Annotated in this window: 20 protein-coding genes and 1 pseudogene; 11 read left to right on the forward strand and 10 right to left on the reverse strand. The window is 60.8% G+C overall.

Annotation, left to right across the window (positions count from 1 at the left end; all coding sequences use genetic code 11):
• Positions 1-130 precede the first annotated feature (130 nt).
• The 7 genes from cobU (at position 131) to AC3WKX_RS21895 (ending at position 5,418) form a co-directional block, all read left to right on the forward strand.
• A complete protein-coding gene (gene cobU / locus AC3WKX_RS21865; RefSeq protein ID WP_102605108.1) occupies positions 131-652 on the forward strand; it encodes a bifunctional adenosylcobinamide kinase/adenosylcobinamide-phosphate guanylyltransferase in 522 nt (173 codons plus the stop codon).
• Positions 649-1,704, forward strand: a complete 1,056-nt coding sequence (cobT, locus tag AC3WKX_RS21870) for a nicotinate-nucleotide--dimethylbenzimidazole phosphoribosyltransferase (RefSeq protein ID WP_087695210.1) — start codon at positions 649-651, stop codon at positions 1,702-1,704. Before cobU ends, cobT begins: the two co-directional genes overlap by 4 nt.
• On the forward strand, positions 1,701-2,276 hold the full coding sequence (cobC, locus tag AC3WKX_RS21875) for an alpha-ribazole phosphatase family protein (RefSeq protein WP_102368349.1): 576 nt from the start codon (positions 1,701-1,703) through the stop codon (positions 2,274-2,276). The genes cobT and cobC overlap by 4 nt, the downstream gene beginning before the upstream one ends.
• Before the next feature lie 2 nt (positions 2,277-2,278).
• Positions 2,279-3,007 (forward strand): adenosylcobinamide-GDP ribazoletransferase, encoded by a 729-nt coding sequence (locus AC3WKX_RS21880; protein WP_003214923.1) that lies wholly within the window; start codon positions 2,279-2,281, stop codon positions 3,005-3,007.
• Positions 3,008-3,049: 42 nt separating this feature from the next.
• On the forward strand, positions 3,050-3,454 hold the full coding sequence (locus tag AC3WKX_RS21885; protein ID WP_003214925.1) for a MarR family winged helix-turn-helix transcriptional regulator: 405 nt from the start codon (positions 3,050-3,052) through the stop codon (positions 3,452-3,454).
• 62 nt (positions 3,455-3,516) lie between these two features.
• Positions 3,517-4,716 carry an MFS transporter gene (locus AC3WKX_RS21890; protein ID WP_161635735.1) on the forward strand — a complete coding sequence of 400 codons (1,200 nt, stop codon included), beginning with the start codon at positions 3,517-3,519 and terminating at the stop codon, positions 4,714-4,716.
• Between the two features lie 150 nt (positions 4,717-4,866).
• Positions 4,867-5,418 (forward strand): glutathione peroxidase, encoded by a 552-nt coding sequence (locus tag AC3WKX_RS21895; protein ID WP_102605107.1) that lies wholly within the window; start codon positions 4,867-4,869, stop codon positions 5,416-5,418.
• 65 nt (positions 5,419-5,483) lie between these two features.
• Here AC3WKX_RS21895 and AC3WKX_RS21900 read toward each other — a convergent pair whose 3' ends face one another.
• The 3 genes from AC3WKX_RS21900 to AC3WKX_RS21910 form a co-directional block, all read right to left on the reverse strand.
• Positions 5,484-6,758, reverse strand: coding sequence for an OmpP1/FadL family transporter (locus tag AC3WKX_RS21900; protein WP_026078188.1), 1,275 nt, complete (start codon positions 6,756-6,758; stop codon positions 5,484-5,486).
• A 146-nt stretch (positions 6,759-6,904) separates the two neighbouring features.
• Positions 6,905-7,387: a hypothetical protein gene (locus AC3WKX_RS21905; RefSeq protein WP_102605106.1), complete on the reverse strand. Its 483-nt coding sequence runs from the start codon at positions 7,385-7,387 to the stop codon at positions 6,905-6,907.
• A gap of 265 nt (positions 7,388-7,652) precedes the next feature.
• Positions 7,653-7,877: a hypothetical protein gene (locus tag AC3WKX_RS21910; RefSeq protein ID WP_003214941.1), complete on the reverse strand. Its 225-nt coding sequence runs from the start codon at positions 7,875-7,877 to the stop codon at positions 7,653-7,655.
• A gap of 846 nt (positions 7,878-8,723) precedes the next feature.
• Between AC3WKX_RS21910 and AC3WKX_RS21915 the strand changes: the two genes are divergently transcribed.
• Together AC3WKX_RS21915 and AC3WKX_RS21920 are read left to right on the forward strand one after the other, a co-directional pair.
• Entirely contained in the window at positions 8,724-9,047 is a 324-nt protein-coding gene (locus AC3WKX_RS21915) for an SEL1-like repeat protein (protein WP_023659092.1), read from the forward strand.
• A 175-nt stretch (positions 9,048-9,222) separates the two neighbouring features.
• The gene (locus AC3WKX_RS21920; protein WP_173883039.1) at positions 9,223-10,587 is read left to right on the forward strand and encodes a DNA recombination protein RmuC; all 1,365 of its coding nucleotides are present in this window, start codon (positions 9,223-9,225) and stop codon (positions 10,585-10,587) included.
• A 102-nt stretch (positions 10,588-10,689) separates the two neighbouring features.
• Here the strand turns inward: AC3WKX_RS21920 and AC3WKX_RS21925 are convergent, their stop codons facing one another.
• Positions 10,690-14,160, reverse strand: a complete 3,471-nt coding sequence (locus tag AC3WKX_RS21925; protein WP_003214948.1) for a hybrid sensor histidine kinase/response regulator — start codon at positions 14,158-14,160, stop codon at positions 10,690-10,692.
• 120 nt (positions 14,161-14,280) lie between these two features.
• A complete protein-coding gene (locus tag AC3WKX_RS21930; protein ID WP_008432692.1) occupies positions 14,281-15,027 on the reverse strand; it encodes a 3-oxoacyl-ACP reductase family protein in 747 nt (248 codons plus the stop codon).
• A 114-nt stretch (positions 15,028-15,141) separates the two neighbouring features.
• Between AC3WKX_RS21930 and AC3WKX_RS21935 the strand changes: the two genes are divergently transcribed.
• Positions 15,142-16,065, forward strand: coding sequence for a LysR family transcriptional regulator (locus AC3WKX_RS21935; RefSeq protein WP_102605104.1), 924 nt, complete (start codon positions 15,142-15,144; stop codon positions 16,063-16,065).
• A 118-nt stretch (positions 16,066-16,183) separates the two neighbouring features.
• Here AC3WKX_RS21935 and AC3WKX_RS21940 read toward each other — a convergent pair whose 3' ends face one another.
• From AC3WKX_RS21940 to AC3WKX_RS21950, 3 genes are all read right to left on the reverse strand, one after another.
• A complete protein-coding gene (locus AC3WKX_RS21940) occupies positions 16,184-16,912 on the reverse strand; it encodes an aspartate/glutamate racemase family protein (RefSeq protein WP_003214954.1) in 729 nt (242 codons plus the stop codon).
• Between the two features lie 13 nt (positions 16,913-16,925).
• Positions 16,926-18,455, reverse strand: coding sequence for an NCS1 family nucleobase:cation symporter-1 (locus AC3WKX_RS21945; protein ID WP_008432689.1), 1,530 nt, complete (start codon positions 18,453-18,455; stop codon positions 16,926-16,928).
• Between the two features lie 352 nt (positions 18,456-18,807).
• Positions 18,808-19,542, reverse strand: coding sequence for a phosphoadenylyl-sulfate reductase (locus AC3WKX_RS21950; RefSeq protein ID WP_003214958.1), 735 nt, complete (start codon positions 19,540-19,542; stop codon positions 18,808-18,810).
• 152 nt (positions 19,543-19,694) lie between these two features.
• Between AC3WKX_RS21950 and thrH the strand changes: the two genes are divergently transcribed.
• Positions 19,695-20,312 (forward strand): bifunctional phosphoserine phosphatase/homoserine phosphotransferase ThrH, encoded by a 618-nt coding sequence (thrH, locus tag AC3WKX_RS21955; protein WP_102368354.1) that lies wholly within the window; start codon positions 19,695-19,697, stop codon positions 20,310-20,312.
• Between the two features lie 103 nt (positions 20,313-20,415).
• On the opposite strand, the gene AC3WKX_RS21960 is transcribed toward thrH, so the two are convergent.
• Both AC3WKX_RS21960 and AC3WKX_RS21965 read right to left on the reverse strand, forming a co-directional pair.
• Positions 20,416-20,772 (reverse strand): helix-turn-helix domain-containing protein, encoded by a 357-nt coding sequence (locus AC3WKX_RS21960; protein ID WP_087695204.1) that lies wholly within the window; start codon positions 20,770-20,772, stop codon positions 20,416-20,418.
• Positions 20,772-21,074 (reverse strand): annotated as a pseudogene (locus AC3WKX_RS21965) (type II toxin-antitoxin system HigB family toxin). Before AC3WKX_RS21965 ends, AC3WKX_RS21960 begins: the two are co-directional and overlap by 1 nt.
• Positions 21,075-21,105 lie beyond the last annotated feature (31 nt).

Below are 21,105 nucleotides of genomic sequence, written 5' to 3' on the forward strand. Positions count from 1 at the left end.
CGAGTGGTGGGGCAAGAGCGTTTTGCTTACTTTTGCGCTTTTCAAAAGTGAGCCGCTGTAAGAGCGGAACCATAAGCCGCCGTTACCGAAATAACGGATATACACACCGTCAAAAACAGAGGCACACCCCATGCTCCAGTTGATCCTCGGCGGCGCCCGCTCCGGCAAAAGCCGCCTGGCTGAAAAACTCGCCACCGACAGCGGCCTAAGCGTCACCTACATAGCGACCAGCCAACCCCTGGACGGCGAAATGACCGCACGCGTCGCCCACCACCGCGAACGCCGCCCATCCGAATGGGGCCTGATCGAAGAGCCCGTCGAACTGGCCCGTGTCCTCAAGGAAAACGCCACCCCGAACCATTGCCTGCTGGTCGACTGCCTGACCTTATGGCTCACCAACCTGCTGATGCTCGAAGACCCCGACCGTCTCAACCACGAGCGCGAGGCCCTGCTACAAACCCTGGCCACCCTCCCGGGAGAAATCATTTTTGTCAGCAACGAGACCGGAATGGGTGTCGTCCCGCTGGGCGAATTGACTCGCCGCTATGTCGATGAAGCCGGTTGGCTGCATCAAGCCTTGGCCGAACGTTGTCAGCGCGTTGTCCTGACCGTCGCCGGCCTGCCCCTGACTTTGAAAGGTACTGCGTTATGACCGACACCTGGTGGCTCAACCCCTGCAAAACGATCGACACCCAAGCCCACGAACAAGCCCTGGCCCGCCAGCAGCAACTGACCAAGCCCGCCGGCTCCCTCGGCCGGCTGGAAGCCGTGGCCGTCCAACTGGCCGGCCTCCAGGGCCAGGTCAAACCCAGCGTCGACCACCTGTGGATCGCGATCTTCGCCGGCGACCACGGCGTCGTCGCCGAGGGTGTCTCCGCCTTCCCCCAGGAAGTCACCGGCCAGATGCTTCACAACTTCGTCACCGGTGGCGCCGCCATCAGCGTGCTTGCGCGCCAACTCGACGCCAAGCTGGAAGTGGTCGACCTCGGCACCATCACCCCGACGTTGAACCTGCCGGGCGTCCGCCACCTGAATATCGGTCTCGGCACCGCCAACTTCGTCAACGGCCCGGCAATGACCGAAGCCCAGGGCCAACTGGCCCTGCAAGCCGGCCGCGACAGCGTGCACCGCGCTATCACCAGCGGTGCGCAACTGTTTATCGGCGGCGAAATGGGCATTGGCAACACCACCGCCGCCAGTGCCCTGGCCTGCGCGCTGCTGGATTGCCAGGTCAGTGACTTGACCGGCCCCGGCACCGGCCTGAACGCCCAGGGTGTCAGCCATAAGGTCGCCGTCATCGAGCGCGCCCTTGCGCTGCACGCCAGCGACCGCGACGACGCACTGAAAACCCTGTTCAACCTCGGCGGCTTTGAGATTGCCGCACTGGTCGGTGCCTATCTGGCCTGTGCCCAAGAAGGTGTCGTGGTGCTGGTGGACGGTTTTATATGCACCGTCGCCGCCTTGGTCGCGACGCGCCTGAACCCCGGCTGTCGTGAATGGCTGCTGTTCGGCCACCGCGGTGCCGAGCCCGGCCATCGTCACGTGCTGCAAAGCCTCAACGCCGAGCCTTTGCTGGAACTCGGGCTGCGCCTGGGTGAAGGCAGTGGCGCCGCGCTCGCTGTGCCGTTGCTGCGCCTGGCCTGCGCGCTGCACGGGCAGATGGCGACCTTCGCCGAAGCAGCCGTAGCGGATCGCCCGGCATGACTTTGCGCCTGGACCTGCTGCGCCACGGCGAAACCGAACTGGGCGGCGGCTTGCGCGGCAGCCTGGACGATGCGCTCACGGCCAAGGGCTGGGAGCAGATGCGTGAGGCGGTGGTGGCGCAGGGCCCTTGGGAGCGTCTGGTCAGTTCGCCGCTGCAACGTTGTGCGCGGTTTGCCGAGGAGTTGGGCACGCGCCTGAACCTGCCGGTCACCCTCGAAAAGGATCTGCAGGAACTGCACTTCGGCGCCTGGGAAGGGCAGAGCGCTGCAGCCTTGATGGAAACCGACGCCGACGCGCTGGGCCTGTTCTGGGCTGATCCCTACAGTTTCACGCCGCCGCAGGGCGAGCCGGTTTCACAGTTTTCCGCGCGTGTTTTGGGGGCTGTCGGCCGCTTGTATCAAGCTTATGCCGGCCAGCGAGTGCTGCTGATCAGCCATGGTGGAGTCATGCGTTTGCTGCTGGCCCAGGCGCGAGGCCTGCCGCGTGAGCAACTGTTGAATGTCGAAGTCGGCCATGGTGGCCTGTTCAGCCTGCAGGTCGAGGCGGATGGCGTATTAAGGGAAGGACGCTGAGCATGTTGCCGTTCTGGATCGCCTTGCAGTTTCTCAGCAGCCTGCCGATTCGCTTGCCGGGCATGCCGCAGCCCCAGGAACTGGGGCGTTCGTTGCTGTTTTATCCGGTGGTGGGGCTGCTGTTCGGGCTACTGCTGTGGGGCTTGAACGCCGTGTTGATGGGCGCGCCATTGCTGCTGCACGCCGCGCTGCTGTTGACCGCGTGGGTGTTGCTCAGTGGCGGCCTGCACCTGGACGGCCTGGCCGACAGCGCCGACGCCTGGCTCGGTGGCTTCGGTGACCGCGAGCGCACCCTGACCATCATGAAAGACCCGCGCAGCGGCCCGATCGCGGTGGTCACCCTGGGCCTGGTGTTGCTGCTCAAATTCACCGCGCTGGTGGCATTGATCGAGCAGCACAACGGCGCCGCGCTGATCCTCGCACCGTTGATTGGCCGCGCTTCGATGCTGGCGCTGTTTCTCACCACGCGCTATGTGCGCGCCGGTGGGTTGGGGCAGGCCCTGGCGGATCATTTGCCACGGATCGTCGGCCAACAGGTGCTGATCCTCAGCGGCCTGGCGTGTATCTTGATCGGCGGTTTCAGTGGCGGGATTGCCGTGCTGGTGGCTGCCCTTTGTTTTATCGGCTTGCGCCAATTGATGGTCAATCGCCTCGGCGGCACCACCGGCGACACCGCCGGCGCGCTGTTGGAGCTGCTGGAAGTGGCGGTGTTGATCAGTCTGGTGTTGTAACACTTTCTTGCATTTCATTAATCCCGGGTATATACACGCTCCATGCTTGCCTCCCAATGTTTATGCACAAACCTGCGTCGCGCCGCTCGTGGCGTCAGCAGGCATTACGACGGCGCTCTCGACGGCTTCGGGATCAACGTTGCCCAGTATTCTTTGCTGTGTAATCTGCAGCGCCTCGATCAACCGAGCATTTCCAGCCTGGCCGACGCCATGGGCCTGGATCGCAGCACACTGGGGCGCAACCTGCGGGTGCTGGAAGGCGAGGGCTTGGTGCAGTTGGTGGAGGGCGATGACTTGCGCAACCGCCTGGTCTTGCTGACCGAGGCGGGTATCGAACGGCTCGCCGCCGCATTGCCGGCCTGGGAAGCGGCGCAGCAGAAATTGATTGATAAGTTGGGCGCCGAAAAGCGCGAAACCCTGTTGGCCTTGCTGGATGAACTCGCTTGACGCGAGTTTGTTCGAAGATAAGCGGGTATATACCCGCGAACGGAGAATAAGAAATGACCTCGATGTGGCGCACCAGCGGCTGGATTCTTGTGGGGAGTGCGCTGATCCTCGCGTTGTCCCTCGGCGTGCGACATGGCTTCGGCCTGTTCCTGGCGCCCATGAGTGCCGAATTCGGCTGGGGCCGTGAAACCTTTGCCTTTGCCATCGCCCTGCAAAACCTGATCTGGGGCCTGGCACAGCCATTTACCGGCGCCCTGGCCGACCGCTTCGGTGCGGCCAAGGTGGTGATGATCGGTGGCGTGCTCTACGCGCTGGGCCTGGTGTTCATGGGCCTTTCGGATTCAGCGTGGTCGCTGTCCCTGAGTGCCGGGTTGCTGATCGGCATTGGCCTGTCGGGTACTTCGTTCTCGGTGATCCTCGGGGTGGTGGGGCGTGCCGTGGCGCCGGAAAAACGCAGCATGGCCATGGGTATCGCCAGCGCCGCCGGCTCGTTCGGCCAGTTCGCCATGTTGCCGGGCACCCTCGGTTTGATCGGCTGGCTTGGCTGGTCCGCCGCGTTGCTGGTGCTGGGCCTGATGGTGGCGCTGATCGTGCCGTTGGTGACCATGCTCAAGGACCGACCGTTGCCTGCGGTGGCTGGCCAGCAGACCTTGCGCGAAGCCTTGGGTGAGGCCTGCTCCCATTCAGGGTTCTGGCTGCTGGCGTTCGGCTTTTTTGTCTGCGGTTTCCAGGTGGTGTTTATCGGCGTGCACTTGCCGTCGTACCTGGTGGACCAGCACTTGCCGGCCTCGGTGGGAACGACCGTGCTGGCATTGATCGGCCTGTTCAATATCTTTGGCACCTATACCGCCGGATGGCTCGGCGGGCGCATGTCCAAACCCCGTTTGTTGACCGGTTTGTACCTGCTGCGGGCGGTGGTGATCGTGATCTTCCTGTGGGCGCCGGTGACGCAGACCAGCGCCTACCTGTTCGGCATGGCGATGGGCTTCCTGTGGCTGTCCACGGTGCCACTGACCAACGGCACGGTCGCGACCTTGTTTGGTGTCAGAAACCTTTCCATGCTCGGTGGGATCGTGTTCCTGTTCCATCAACTGGGCTCGTTCCTCGGCGGCTGGTTGGGCGGGGTGGTCTATGATCGAACCGGCAGCTACGATTTGATCTGGCAGGTGGCAATCGTCCTGAGCCTGGTGGCAGCGGCGCTGAACTGGCCGGTGCGCGAGCGCCCGGTGGCACGTTTGCAGGCGCAAATGGGGGTGGCATGAATTCGACCTGGCATTGGCTCGGCGCAGCAGGAGCAGGACTCTTGCTGCTGCTGGCGTGGTGGGGCTGGCAACAGGGCGGCCTGGCATTGATGCAGTTGGGCATGGCGATCTGTTAAGTTCTGTGTCTGAGACTTTTCAAGGACACCTCACATGCAGATGCGCTGGTTCGCAGTACCCGCTCTGATGGTGGCTTTTGGCGGTGTAGCCATGGCTGCCGATTGCCCGCCGTTGCTTGAAGGCCAGTTGCCCAAGCTGCGCGCCAAGGAATCCATCGACCTGTGCCAGCGCTTTGCCGGCAAGCCGCTGCTGATCGTCAACACCGCCAGCTTCTGCGGGTTTGCGCCGCAGTTCAAAGGGCTTGAAGCGTTGTACCAGCGCTACAAGGGCCAGGGGCTGGAAGTGATTGGCGTGCCGTCCGATGACTTCAAGCAGGAAGCCAAGACCGGGGAGGAAACTGCCAAGGTTTGTTACGTTAATTACGGCGTGACCTTCACCATGACCGAACCACAGAAGGTCAAGGGCCCGGACGCGGTGCATCTGTTCAAGATCCTGGCGCAGCAGAGCAGTGCGCCGAAGTGGAATTTCTATAAGTACGTGGTGGACCGCCAGGGCAAGGTGATCGCCAACTTCTCCAGCCTGACCAAGCCGGATAGCGCGGACCTGATCAAGGCGGTGGAAGAGGCGCTGGCTTCGAAACCCTGATGGGCACCCACTAAAAAGCCCCGCCTCTTTTGCAAGAGTGCGGGGCTTTTTTATGTCGCTTTACATCAGAACTTGTACGTCACACCCAGGCCGAAACCGTTGGCGCTGTTTTCGTACTTGGCGCTGTAGGAACCCAGTGCATTGGACTTGTTGACTTTGACCGGCTCTTCCTTGAGGTAGGAATAAGCCAGGTCGACAGTCATGTTATCCATCACCGCATAACCCAGGCCCACACTGAAGATGGTCCGGTCGCCAGTAGGAATACGTGGGGAACGGTCAGTGTTGTTGGTTGGCGACTGGTCGAAAGTCAGGCCGGTACGCAGTACCACTTGCTTGGTGACCTGGTACGAAGTACCAAGGGCGTAGGCCCAGGTGTCGTGCCAGTTCTGAGGTTCAGTGATAGTGCCGATGACCGACGGTGCGAGGAAGCCGTTGGCGCCCGTTACACCCTGGTTCTTGACAGTGATGTCTTTCAGGCGGCTCCAGCGGGTCCAGGTCGCACCGCCATAGAGTTTCCAGGCGTCAGTCAGGTCCTGGGTTACCGACAGGTCGTAAGATTCTGGCGTGTCGATGCTCAGCGAGGCGTCGTAGCGGCCACTGCCAATGGCACCGGCAGTCGGGGCAGGCGCTGTCACCTCGGTGTGGCCGTCAAGCTTGTAGCTGACCTTGGAGTGGTAGGTCAGGCCGACGCGCGTGGTATCGGTGGCCTGTACCAGTACGCCGACGTTGAAACCAATGGCGGTATCGTCGCCCTTGATCGTGACGTTGGTCGAAGGCACGGCAGGGTTCAGGGTCAGTTCGGACTCCAGCTTGCCGGAGATCCGGTTGATGGTAGGACCGAAACCGATGGAAACCCGGTCGTTGAATGCGTAGCTGACCGTTGGCTGCAGAGTGATTACAGATACTTTGCTGTAGCTGCCGAACCCGCTGCCCTGGAAGCCGCGTTCATAATCAGTCACCAGGCCGAACGGTGCGTAAACGCCAAAGCCGACAGCCCACTGATCGTTGAGTTTGTTGGTGTAGAAGCCGAACGGTACGCCGGTGAAGGGCACCATGTCGCCTTTGTTGGTGCCCCTGGAACGGCCGCCGGCATCTTTGATGTCGGTCGAGGCATCGATGGCTGCAACACCACCCGTGATTTGCTGGCCTTCAAGGCGAGCCATACCGGCAGGGTTGCCATAAACAGTGCTTGCGTTATCGGCAGATGAAGAACGTCCCGCAAAACCGGTACCCATCCCGGCAACGTCTTGTTCGTTGAGGGCGAAGCCGCTCGCGAACACGTGGGAGGATGCCATTGCAACGGCGAGGCTAAGTGTCGTCTTGAGCATTACTTTTTTCATTATTAGAACTCCGTGGTGATCACCGCTGCGGAAAGTAACAATAAATTTATGTTTGCGCTATAGGCTCAAACACAGGAGATAGAGCGGTTTTGTAGGACAATCCGACCAAAATCAACGTTTTTAGCCGAATCTTGCAAATCGCCCGGTCAACAGACGACGTGATTCATGGGTGAAACACAGGTTTGCCAGGCCTGGGTGAAATCCCGGAGCCGGCCTTGAGGGTGAAATATTTCTTTCCAGATACGTGCCATCGCCAATACGTCGTCGGCCGGTGGCAGGTGTGGGCGGTGTTGTTCCACCAGCAGCCAGGCGATGGCGGTGGCGTAACGCAGGTTGACCGTCAGCTCAAGCTGCGGCCCGCTGAGGAAGGCATGCTGGCTGGCGAGTCCGCGTACCAGGCTGGCGCGCTCGGGGTCCAGCGCCAGGTAGTTATCCCACAGCGCGCGATGGCGCGGCTCGGTGATACTGTAGAGGCCATGGCCGCGGCGGTCGTGCAGGGCTGAGCCGAGCGCCGACTGGCTGGCGGCGATGCCCAGCAGCAGGGATTCAGCCGTCTGGTTATGGCGACCCAGGTAAAGCAGGGTGGGCCGGATCACATAACGACACAATTCGCTGGCGGCGATGCCCATAAATGCCTCAATCCATGAAATTAATCGGCGATACCTGAGCGAGGGCTTGGCAGCGGTGAATCGGATCTCAGGTCCGCCGGAAGCGGATCATGCCGCTTGAGTTGAAGTGTAGTGTCATATTTACGATGTAAAGGACTGTTTTTAAAATATTTTTATCATTTAGTTATATCGTTTATATCAATTTAAACTTAGCGCGCCTGAATTTCAGGCAATAAAAAACCCCGGGTTTTAACCGGGGTTTTTGTGTTTCAGCGATTCGGGTCGATCAGGCAACCAGTGCCTGGCGAGTACGATCGATCACGGCCTGCAGCGGTTCTGCGCTGGAGTATTGATCGGGGTACAGGCGTTCGCTGTGACGAGCGATGCCGTGTTCGTTGACCAGGGTAAAGCTGAAGCAGCCTTTGCGAGCGGCCATGATCAGGCAGTTCATTGGTGCAAAAGCGTTGGTGAGGGTGCGAATGGCATCCTGAGTGTGGATTTGAGTGGACATATTATTGGTGTTCCTACAAATGACACGGTTAAGAACCGTGCAACGTTAAAACGTTCCAGTGACGTTGATCACCATTGATCGAACGAAGAACCCGACTGGAACAAAGCAGCCAGTTTGAAGCGCTATTAAGTTGGCGCGCTTGGGCTGGCAGGTAGGTACTTAGGAGGGCAGGCAACACAACAGGGGCAAAGGTTCTGGGCCCGGGGTGAAGATCCTGATCAATTTGCAGGTTGGTTCTTTCAGAGTATGGAAACTTCGCGACACCCTTTGCATTGTTCAAAGGCCGTGTCGTCGCAAGTGATACCTGGAAACCATCGAGGTGGTCGATCCCTTTTTGTCGGCGGTGCCGTGAGGGAGTTGTTCGACCAGAATTGACTTTCAGCTTGGTACTAACGCCGCGGATAGTAACGGATTGAAACGATGAAAGGAAGTGTGATAGGCAAAAAACTTTTCGGGTCCTGGGCCTGCGGTAACATTCCTTAGCCGCTGCCTGAGCAAAAAACGCTGTTGATATAACCGGCGAGTGGGTAGTTGTGCACATTGGTGGCGCCCTGTGTAACTGAACTGACATACGCCCCGCAAAGCGCCCGGGTGCCTGCAACTAAAATTTAAGTCAATGAAAAATCGAGCTTTTTTTTATTGGTGAAAAAATCGTCAGTTTGACTGCGGCCCCCGTTCCATGGGCCTTTGCGGGACTTACAGAACGGTTGTCCACTGAGTTATCCACAGCTTCTGTGGATTGTCCCAAGCGCTTGCTCTAGAACGGGCGTGCAGGCTTTTTTCAGCTTTACCTGTACGAAAAAAAGAGTAGAGTGGCGCGCCTTCCGTTCTGTCCCACAGTGCTTTATGAAGTTTCGCTCAGTATCACCTTCTGTTACCGACAGCCCTCAGGTTGTTACCGCACCCAAGCGTTTTTCCCTGAAAGTTGCCTTGTGGTTGCTCGACAGCCCGCGCCTGGGCCACAGCCCCAACGTCAAACATTTTGCAGGGCATTTGCTCAAGCAACCGGCTCGTGCTGGCGTGGTGGTGGCGCAAAGCCGTCTGGGCCAGTTGATGTGCCGCGAGTGCGGCAATGCCCGCGACCGCCGTATCGGCCACGAACTGCTGCGCCAGGCCGCCCGCGCCGGCGACCGCATCGCCCAGCGTGAACTGGGCCAGATCGAAGACTGAGCTGTCCTCAATGCGCTGGCTTGGTTAACCTTCTTCTTTTCGGGTGACGGCAGGAATCGCTATGGCTTTTGACTGGACCAGTGTTGTGCTGGGTCTCGCCGCTGCTGGATTGCCGCTGTTGGGCCTGTGCTGGCAGATTCAGCGCCGACTGAGCGCGCGAATGGCCGGCTGGGAATTGCTCGAAGAGCGCCTGGCCACCGCGCAACTGGCCCAGGAAGGGCTCGCCGCGCAGTTGGACGCCAGCCGTGACGAAATCAGCGACCTGAGCCAGGCCAACGCTGCCAAACAGGCTGATCTGGCCGCCGTGCGCCGGGAAGTCGAACTGCTGCAGATCGACCGTGACAACGCCCGCGACGCCGCCCACGCCTGGAACCTAGACCGTTCCGCCAAAGAAGCCGAACTGCGCCGCCTGGATGCCTTGTCCGCGTCCCTGCGCGCCGAACTTCGCGAGCAACAGGAAAGCCATCAGCAACGCCTCAGCGACCTGCAAGGTTCCCGTGATGAGCTGCGCGCGCAGTTCGCTGAACTCGCCGGGAAGATCTTCGACGAGCGCGAGCAACGCTTCGCCGAAACCAGCCAGCAGCGCCTCGGCCAATTGCTCGACCCGCTCAAGGAGCGCATCCAGTCGTTCGAAAAGCGCGTCGAAGAAAGCTACCAGAGCGAAGCCCGCGAGCGGTTCTCCCTGGCCAAGGAGCTGGAGCGCCTGCAACAGCTGAACCTGCGCCTGTCCGATGAAGCCACCAACCTGACCCGCGCCCTCAAGGGCCAGAAAACCCAGGGCAACTGGGGCGAGTTGATCCTGGAGCGGGTGCTGGAACATGCCGGTCTGGAAAAGGGCCGCGAGTACCAGACCCAGGTCAACCTCAAAGGCCCGGACGGCGAACGCTTCCAGCCCGACGTGTTGATCATGCTGCCGGGGGACAAGCAGGTAGTGGTGGACTCCAAGGTCAGCCTGACCGCCTATCAACAGTACGTCGCCGAGGACGACCAGGCGATCGGCCAGGCAGCCCTCAAGCAGCACGTACTGTCCTTGCGCAACCACGTCAAAGGCCTGGCCGGCAAGGACTACAAACGTCTGGAAGGCCTGCACAGCCTGGATTTCGTGCTGCTGTTCGTGCCCATTGAAGCCGCATTTTCGGCGGCGCTTCAAGCCGAGCCGAACCTGTTCCAGGAAGCCTTCGACCGCAACATCGTGATCGTCAGCCCGACCACGCTGTTGGCCACCTTGCGGGTGATCGACAGCCTGTGGAAACAGGAACGGCAAAGCCAGAACGCCCGGGAAATTGCCGAGCGCGCCGGTTGGCTGTACGACAAGTTCGTGCTGTTTATCCAGGACCTGGACGAGGTAGGCAACCGCCTGCAGCAGCTGGATAAAGCCTACAGTGCAGCGCGCAACAAGCTGACCGACGGACGCGGAAACCTGGTGAGCCGTACCGAGCAACTGAAGCTGCTCGGCGCCCGCGCCAGCAAAAGCCTGCCGGCCGACTTGCTGGAACGGGCGATGACCGATGAAGACGGCGTGGCGCAGTTGCCAGAATAGTCACCGGGCTCTGTGGGAGCTGGCTTGCCTGCGATGCAGACACCTCGTTCCTCCGCATACACCGAGGCGATGCCATCCCAGGCAAGCCAGCTCCCACATGGGCTAAAGCGGCAGGTGCCGGCTCAACAAGGCCCGCAACGCCGCCGGCTTCACCGGTTTGGCGAGGTAATCCAACCCTGCCGCATGCACCTGGGCCACCATCTCCGGCCGCCCGTCGGCACTGATCACCACACCCGGAATCGGCTCTGCCAATTGCGCCCGCAACCAACCCATCAACTCGGTGCCCGTTTCCCCGTGGTCGAGGTGGTAATCCACCAGGGCCAGTTGCGGCCGCACACCCTCGGCCAGCAACGCGGCACATTGCGCCTGGTCGCGGGCGGTCCAGACTTCACAGCCCCAGCGCGTGAGCAAACTGCGCATGCCGATCAGGATGCTTTCTTCGTTATCCACACACAGCACCTGTGCACCGCTCAACGGCTGGCCGCTTTCCTGCGCCGGCTTGGCAGGCGCGCTGACCTGAGTGCGCGCCAACGGCACACGCACGCTGAACACGCTGCCTTTGCCCGGCCATGAACGCACGCTCAAGCGGTGCCCGAGCACGCGGCACAGGCCATCGGCAATCGCCAGGCCCAATCCCAGGCCTTTCTCGGCACGGGTCTGGTGACTGTCCAGGCGTTTGAATTCCTCGAAGATGACTTTTTGCTTGTCCTGGGGAATCCCGGGACCACGGTCCCATACTTCCAGGCACAACTCGCCGCGACGGCGCCGCACACCCAATAGCACCGGCCCGTCGGCATACCGGAACGCGTTGGTGAGGAAATTCTGCAACACCCGCCGCAGCAATTTGATGTCGCTGTCCACCCGCAAACGACTGCCCCGCAGGCGGAAGCGCAAACCCTGCTCCTGAGCCAGCGCCTTGAACTCGGCGCCCAGCGTATCGAACAGTTCATTGAGCACGAAGGGCTGGCGCTGCGGATTGATCTTGCCGTTTTCCAGGCGGGAAATATCCAGCAGGTCGCTGATCAGGTCTTCCGCCGAACGCAACGAGCTGTCCAGATGCTGCACCAACTGCCGGGCATCCGGCGACATGCCGTCGTTCTGGTGGGAGAGGGCGGCAGAGAACAGCCTTGCGGCGTTCAACGGTTGCATCAAGTCGTGACTGACCGCTGCGAGGAACCGGGTTTTCGACTGGCTGGCGGTCTCGGCCACGCCCTTGGCATCGGTCAGCGCGACGTTGAGTTGCGACAGTTCGTGGGTTCGCTCGGTCACCCGCTGTTCCAGGCCTTCATTGGCCTCGGTCAACGCCTGCTCGGCTTCGCGGAACGCGGTGATGTCGGTGAAGCTCATCACAAACCCGCCACCCGGCATCGGGTTGCCGATCAGTTCGATCACCCGGCCATTGGGAAACAGCCGCTCGGAGGTATGCGCACGGCCCTGGCGCATCCAGTGCAGGCGGCGCGCCACGTGCACTTCGGCCTCGCCCGGGCCGCACAGCCCGCGCTCGGCGTTGTAGCGAATGATGTCGGCTATCGGCCGGCCCACACTGATCAGGCCTTCGGGGTAATTGAACAGCTCCAGGTACCGCCGGTTCCACGCCACCAGCCGCAGGGACTGGTCGACCACGCTGATGCCCTGGGTGATGTTTTCGATGGCGCCTTGCAGCAGTGCCCGGTTGAACTGCAGTACTTCCGACGCTTCGTCGGCGATGCGAACTACGTCCTCCAACTGCATTTCCCGGCCTTCAATGGCGGCTTTCACCACCGCCCGGGTCGACGACGCACCGAGCACGCCGGCCAACAGGCGTTCGGTGTGGGCAATCCAGTCATTGTCGGCGTTCTGGTTGGGGTTAAACCCTTTGCCTTGGCGATAGGCGAAGCGCACAAAACTCTGGTGAGCCCGTTCTTCACCGACAAACCGCGCTGCCAGACTGAGCAAGTCGTTGATCTGCACCGAAAGCATCGAGCGAGCGCTGGCCCGCTGGCTGATTTCCTGGCCGATAAAACGCCCGGCCTGCCAATGTTCCGACACGCGCGTGCGGGACAGCATCGAGACCCACACGAACAACGTGAAGTTACCCGCCAGGGAAAATACGGTGCCCAGCGTCAGAGAAGTTACAGACAAGCCCAGCGGGTGCGAATGCAGCCACGTCATGCCCGGGAAAAGGCTGAACGACCAGCCCAGACTTTTCGCGGTGACCGGCAGGACCAAGGTGTAGAACCACAGGAACGTACCCGCCGCCAGCCCGGCAAATACTCCGCGTCGGTTGGCCTGTTTCCAATACAGCGCGCCGAGCATCGCCGGTGCCAGTTGGGTCACGGCGGCAAAGGCAATCTGGCCAATGGTTGCAAGGCTGGCGGAGGACCCCAGCAGCCGGTAACTGACGTAAGCCAGCAGCAGGATGATGACAATGCTCACCCGGCGTACCGACAGCATCCAGTGACGGAACACTTCGAACGGCCGCTCGGCACTGGAACGGCGCAGCAGCCAGGGCAGCAGCATGTCGTTGGAGACCATGGTCGACAGGGCGATGCTCGCGACGATCACCATGCCCGTAGCCGCCGAGGCGCCGCCGATAAACGCCAGCACGGCGAGCGCCGGATGGGCTTCGGCCAACGGTAGGCTGATCACGTAGGAGTCCGGTAATACCGAGCCCGGCAGCAGCATCTTCCCGCCGAGGGCAATCGGGATGACAAACAGGGCGGCCAGGATCAGGTAGGCCGGGAATACCCACTTGGCCAGGCGCAGGTCCTGCGGGTCGATATTTTCCACCACGGTGACGTGAAACTGCCGGGGCAGGCAGATGATCGCCATCATCGCGACACCGGTCTGCACCACCATCGAGGGCCAGTTGACGGTCTCTTTCCAGTATTCCTCCAACCGTGGCGCGAGCATCGCCTGGCTGAACAAATCGTCGAAACCGTCGTACAGGCCGTAGGTCACAAACGCACCGACGGCGAGAAACGCGAACAGCTTGACCAAGGATTCAAAGGCAATCGCCAGCACCATGCCGCGGTGGTGTTCCGTGGCGTCCAGGTTGCGGGTACCGAACACAATGGTGAACAACGCCAATACCAGCGACACGATCAGCGCCGTGTCCTGGGAGCGGGTGCCCGTGGTGTCGGCGCTTGCGCCGATCAGCAGGTTCACCCCCAGCACGATGCCTTTGAGTTGCAAGGCTATATAAGGCAGGACGCCCACCAGGCAGATCAGCGCCACCACCACCGCGAGGGATTGGGATTTGCCGTAACGGGCGGCGATAAAGTCGGCGATGGAGGTGATGTTTTCCTGCTTGCTGATCAGCACCATCTTCTGCAGGACCCACGGCGCGAGCACCAGCAGCAGCACCGGTCCCAGGTAGATCGGTAAAAACGCCCACAACTGTTCGGCCGCCTGGCCTACGGCACCAAAGAATGTCCAACTGGTGCAATACACCGCCAGCGACAGGCTATACACCCAGGCACGCATCCGCGGCGGCAGCGGCGCATGGCGACGGTCACCGTAAAAGGCGATGGCAAACATAATGGCCATATAGGCCAGGGCAACGGCGGCGATCAGCCCGCTGGACAGCGTCATGAGAACTCCAGACATAAGAACGCCCGGGCATTCCCGGCCCGGGCGAACAGTCTCGCATGATGCTTGGCGTTAGTCAGTGTCGACCAAGGTCGGAGCGTGGTGTGATGTCGCAGCGTTGGTTCAGGCGCCGAAACCGCCGTCGATGGTCAGGCTGGCGCCGGTGATGTAGCCGGCCTCAGGGCCTGCCAGATAGGCGACGAAACTGGCGATCTCTTCTACATGGCCATAACGGCCCACGGCCATGAAGCCGATCAGGCTTTCGGCGAAATCACCGCTTGCCGGGTTCATGTCGGTGTCCACCGGGCCTGGCTGCACGTTATTGATGGTGATGCCCCGTGGGCCCAGGTCGCGGGCCAGGCCTTTGGTCAGGCCGACCAGCGCCGATTTGCTCATGGCGTACGGGCCGCCACCGGCAAACGGCATGCGATCGGCATTGGTGCTGCCGATGTTGATGATGCGGCCACCTTCGCCCATGTGCCGCGCGGCTTCCTGGGTGGCGACAAATACGCTGCGTACGTTGATGGCGAGGGTGCGGTCGAAGTCTTCCAGCTTGAAATCTTCCAGCGGGCCGACGGCCAGCACGCCTGCGTTGTTGACCAGGATATCCAGGCGCCCGAACGCTTCGACGGTGGCGTTGACGGCGCTGCGGATGGCGTCTGCGTCGGCGCTGTCGGCATGAATCGCCAGGGCTTTGCCGCCTTGGCTGATCACGCTGTTCTGCAACTCTTCAGCCTTGGCAGCCGAACTGACGTAGGTAAAGGCGACGGCAGCGCCCTGTGCGGCCAGGCGCTTGACGATGGCGGCGCCGATACCGCGGGAACCGCCCTGGATCAAGGCGACTTTGCCGCTGAGGTTTTGTGTGGTCATGTCGTTCTCCAAAAGGTGTGTTGAGGTTGGAGTCGAGTATCGACCTCGTGTGGCGTCCTCGGTAGACCGTGATTGCTATAGTCTGTGTAAACCAGAAGTTTAGAGTGGGGCGATATGGAAAGCTTTGGCAGTATCGAATGCTTCGTGCGCAGCGCCGAAGGCGGCAGTTTTGCCGAAGCTGCCCGGCACCTGAGCCTGACCCCGGCGGCCGTGGGCAAAAGTGTGGCCAAGCTGGAGGCGCGCCTGGGTGTAAGGCTGTTCCAGCGCAGCACCCGGCGCCTGACGCTGACTGAGGCCGGCAAGCTCTTCCTCGAAGAAGTCAGCGGCAGCCTCACCACCATTCAAAACGCCGTGGCTAACCTGGCCAGTGCCGAAGGGCGGCCAGTGGGCACGCTGAAAGTGAGCATGGGCACGGTGTTCGGCAACCGTTATGTGGTGCCGTTGCTGGGGGAGTTTCTAAAGCGCTTTCCTGATATCAACCCCGACTGGCATTTTGATAACCGCCAGGTGGACCTGATCGGCCAGGGCTTCGATGCCGCGATCGGCGGTGGTTTTGAGCTGCCCCAGGGCGTGGTCGCGCGCAAGCTGGCGCCGGCGCACCGGATCCTGCTGGCCTCACCGGAATACCTCGCCAAACGCAAGCCGGTGGTCGCGCCCGAGGACTTGTCTGTGTGCAACGGCATCCTGATCCGCTCACCGCAAACCGGGCGCGTGCGTTCGTGGCAACTCACCCACCGCACGCGCGAACAACGCCCGCTGGTGCTCAAGCCGCGCATGACCATGAGCGACTCGGGCGCTGCCTGCTGCGCCAGCGCCCAGGGCCTGGGGATTGCGCTGGTCAGCATGCCGATGGCGGTGCCGTATCTGGACAGCGGCCAACTGGTGCGAGTGCTGCCCGACTGGTACGTCGACGACGGCAACATCTCGCTGTACTACGCCGAACACAAGCTGCTGCCCGGCAAGACCCGGGCGTTTGTGGATTTCATCCTGGAGCAGTTTGTCGAACGCGAGTTGGGGCGGCGGTTCAGCGCCATTTGATCCTTGTGGGGATCAAAGTGTGGGAGCGGGCTTGCTCGCGAAGGCGGTGTGACAGTCACCACATGCATCGACTGATCCACCGCTTTCGCGAGCAAGCCCGCTCCCACATTTTGGATCTTCAATGTCCGAACTTTCCGGGCCAGCCGATCACTTTCTTCGGCCTCGGCGTCGCATACGTGCGTATCTTCGAGGTCGACAGCCCCAACCGCACCAAGCCTTCGGCAATCGTGACAGCCGAGGTCACACCGTCCACCACCGGCACACCCGTGCGGTAGCGAATCTGCTCATCCAGCCCGGCCATGCCGCCGCAGCCCAGGCAGATCACTTCGGCCTTGTCTTCGCTGATCGCCAATTCAGCCTGGCGCACGATGGCCTCCATGGCCCGCAGCGGGTCTTCCTCCAGTTCCAATACCGCCATGCCGCTGGCCCGTACCGACGCGCACCGCTGATATAAGCCGGCCAGTTTCAGCCGGTCCTCGATCAGCGGCACGGTGCGGTCCAGAGTCGTCACCACGGAGTAGGCATGTCCGAGGAACATCGCGGTGCTGGCGGCCGCTTCGGTGATGTCCACCACCGGCACGTTGAGCAACTCCTGCAAGCCTTCGCGGCCATGTTCGCCGTAGCCGGCCTGGATTACCGCATCGAACGGCTGGTCGTAAGCCATCACCCGGTCCATCACCGCGATGGCCGCCAGGTAGCTTTCGAAATTGCCTTCCACCGATTCGGCACCGAAAAACGGAGTCAGGCCGACGATCTCGGTGCCGGGGGACGCCACCGCCCGTGCCTGTTTGGCGATGGCCTCGGTGATGGACTCGGTGGTGTTGACGTTGACCACAAGGATGCGCATGGAATGTCCTTACTTAATGACTGACGTTATCGACTGCAATGCTTTCGCCGCTCACATCGGCGTAGTACGGCTGGCGCTTGGCGAACAGCAGGTACAGCAGCCCTGCAATACCGGCGCCAATCAGCCAGGAGAAGGGCGAGACGAGGGCGAAACCGGGCAGCAGGGCCAGGAGAATGGCGATCACCGCGGCAGGAATGAAGGCCGCCACGGCGCGCAAATTGATCCCGCGGCTGTAGTAATAAGCGCCATTCGGGTCTTCGCTATACAGCTGCGGCACGTCCACCTGGCTTTTGCGGATCAACCAGTAGTCGACCATGATCACCCCGTACAACGGCCCCAGCAGTGCGCCCAGCCCCGAGAGGAAATACACGATCACCAGCGGGCTGTTGTAGAGGTTCCACGGCAGGATCAACACCGCCACGGTGGCGCTGATCAGCCCGGCGCGGCGGAAGTTCAGGTACTTGGGCGCCAGGTTGCTCAGCACAAAGGCCGGCGCGACGAAGTTGGCCATGATGTTCACCGCCACGGTCACAATCAGGAACGCCAGGCAGCCCAGCACCAGGAAGAATGTGTTGGGTATCGCCGCAATGATTTCCGTAGGGCTCTCAATCACCCGGCCATTGAGGTGGAACTGCCCGCCGCACAGCAGCACGGTGATGGCCGCGAACACCAGGATATTCACCGGCAGGCCCCAGAAATTACCGACCTTGATGGTCTTGCGGCACGGCGAGGAGCGGGCGAAGTCGCAGAAATTCAGGATCAGTGTGCCGTAGATCGCCAGCCACAGCGCGCCGCCGGCAAAGATATTGCGCCACATCTCACCACCGGTCAGCGGCTCGCGGATCGACCAGGCGATCTGGCCGCCGGCCTGGAAATACATCCAGCCGGCCAGGGACGCTACTGTCAGCAGAATCACCGGCCCGGCGAAGGCTTCATAGCGGCGCACCATCTCCATCCCATAGGCGAGGATGGCGAGCTGCACAAACCAGATCGCCACAAAACACGCCCAGCCCAGGGTGGACAGGCCGAGGATCGAGTTGTGGTCGTAGTCGGCAAAGCCCGGATGAACCGCCGTCAACAGCACGCGGAAAACCACCGAGGCCAGGTAGGTCTGTATCCCGAACCAGGCAATCGCGATCACCGCACGAATCAGTGCCGGAATCTGCGCACCATGGATGCCAAAACTGATGCGGCTGATCACTGGAAACGGTACGCCGGTCTTCTGCCCCATATAGCCCGACAGGTTCATGAAGAAGTACACCAGCGCCGCGCCGATCCCCAGGGACAGCAGAATCTGCCAGCCACCCAGGCCCAGCGCATACAGGCCGATGGCGAAGGAGTAGTTGGCGATGTTGTGCACATCGTTGGTCCACAAGGCAAAGATGCTGTAGCGGCCCCAGCGCCGGCCTTCGGCCTTGGTAGGCGCCAGGTCCTTGTTGTGCAGGCGCGGGCTGAGGACCAACGGGCCGGGGCTCGTGGCCTCGGGGTTCAGGGTGGAGGAGGGCAGATCCAGTGCGATGTTATTGGAGAGACTTGTACGCATTCCGGCAGGCTCCTGGACATCAGCAGGAGAGCGGCTGATGTCAAAGTGTATGTATCTTTTTTATTAATTGTATACAAAGTGTGTTTTGCCTTAAGCCACATGCGTGCCAGATTTTCGCCGGGTGAAATACACGGCGATTTGGTTTTTAGCGTGATTGGAAATAACCGGCTGAATTTGAAGCGATATAAATTGACCGTTTGAACAGCTATTTATTTTGTGGTGCAGAGAGGGGCGGGGATTTTAGAAGAGGTGTGACGAGGGAGGATGTAACTTTTCGGTGCAGGATTTTATAAGTGCACACAAAAATGGCACCGATGGTGACATTTCTGTGTACAGGATTCTGGCTCAGGCGTTACGCCTTGCTGATGATGTTCCCGGCGTGCAACCCGCATTCTTTTTGGGTTGCTTCTTCCCACCACCAACGGCCTTCGCGTTCGTGCTGGTTCGGCAGTACCGGACGGGTGCACGGCTCACAGCCGATGCTGATAAAACCGCGCTCGTGCAGGCTGTTGTACGGCAACTCCAGCATGCGGATGTAACCCCATACTTCCTCACTGGTCATCTGCGCCAGCGGGTTGAACTTGTACAGGGTGCGTTCCGGGGTGGAAAAAGCCGTATCGATTTCCAGCGCGGCCACCTGGCTGCGGGTGCCGGGGCTCTGGTCGCGGCGCTGGCCGGTGGCCCAGGCGCTTACACCGGACAGCTTGCGGCGCAGCGGTTCGATCTTGCGCACGCCACAGCACTCGCCATGGCCGTCCTTGTAGAAACTGAACAGGCCCTTTTCCTTGACGAAGGGTTCCAGCTTGCTCTGGTCCGGCGAGATCAGTTCGATGTCGATCTTGTAGAACTCACGCACCTGCTCGATAAACCGGTAGGTCTCCGGGTGCAGGCGACCGGTGTCGAGGCTGAACACCTTGACGTTCTTGTTCAGCTTCCAGGCCATGTCTACCAGCACCACGTCCTCGGCACCGCTGAAAGAGATCCACAGGTCGTCGCCAAACTGGCTGAAGGCCAGCTTGAGAATGTCCTGGGCGGATTTGTTGGCGTAAGTCGCGGCGAGTTCAGCGACGTCGAAGGCTTGGTTCATCAGGACGGTTCCTACAGGTCAGTGGCGCTGAGCGCTCTATAGGGGGGCGATGGTAACAAAATCCCGCCTGCGTTGCGGCGGCCAGCGTGAATCGCTAGAGTTCGGCAGTCCTTTTGCTCGCTCAACTCAATAACTTTAAATGGGAGTGTCTTGTGGAAATTGCCTGTCTCGACCTGGAAGGGGTGCTGGTTCCGGAAATCTGGATCGCCTTCGCCGAAAAAACCGGTATTGAATCCTTGCGGGCCACCACCCGGGACATCCCCGACTACGACGTGCTGATGAAACAGCGCCTGCGCATTCTTGATGAGCATGGGCTGAAGCTCTCGGACATCCAGGAAGTGATCGCCACCCTCAAGCCGCTGGACGGCGCCATCGAGTTCGTCAATTGGCTGCGCGAGCGCTTCCAGGTGGTGATCCTGTCTGACACCTTCTATGAGTTCTCCCAGCCGCTGATGCGCCAACTGGGTTTCCCGACCTTGCTGTGCCACCGGTTGATCACCGACGAGAGTGACCGGGTGGTGAGCTACCAGCTGCGTCAGAAAGATCCCAAGCGTCAGTCGGTGCTGGCCTTCAAGACCCTGTACTACCGCGTGATTGCCGCTGGTGATTCCTACAACGACACCACCATGCTGGGTGAGGCCGACCGTGGGATTCTGTTCCACGCGCCGGAGAACGTGATTCGCGAGTTCCCGCAGTTCCCGGCGGTGCATACGTTTGAGGACTTGAAGAAAGAGTTCATCAAGGCGTCGAATCGGCAGTTGAGCCTGTAAGTTATTGGGTGTGGCTGATGGAAGCCAGCTCCCACATGTTGACCGCGCTCCCATGTGGGAGCCGGGCTTGCCCGCGATAGGGCCGGTATGGCCACTGCACAGCCTAGACCCCTGCCAGCAAACTCTCATAAGGAATGCGCAAGCCTTCATGCAGGCGTTTGATCATCGACAAGCTCAGCTTGCGCTTATGATTCAACACTTCGGAAACCCGCCCGCTCGGACCTATGAAAGGCTCCAGGTCACGGGCGGTCAGGCCTAGTTGCTCCATTCGAAATTTAATCGCTTCGACGGGATCCGAAGGCGGCATTGGGAAATGCTCCGCTTCGTACTTTTCGATAAGTATCGCGAGAATTTCCAGCTCGTCACCCTCGGGCGAGCCGATTTCCGCTTCCCATAGCTGTTCGACGCGCGCGAGCGCAGCGGTCAGGTCTTCCTGGGAATGAATGGGTTTGATGTTCATCACACGGTCTCCGCATTGATCTGATCGTACTGCGCGTGGGTCCCCACGAAGCGTATGAACGCAAGCTGTCGCTGATAATTGATCGCCATGATCACTCGATACTTGTTGCCGCCTATGTTGAACACAACCCTGCCCCCTTTGAGAATGCTCGCTGTCCTTAGCTCTGCCTTGAGGGCCTGAGGGGTTGGGTAAACAGCTTTTTCCATATGGCGCTACAGCTCGACCAGCGGCGTTTTGGCATCCATGCAACCAGGGTGGTTTTCCCAGAATATTCGTAGGGAAGACAGAGCGATTATCCGCATCGCTGCGATCTCCCAATTTGGGAGATAATAG

The organism is Pseudomonas sp. GP01-A4 (assembly GCF_058780865.1).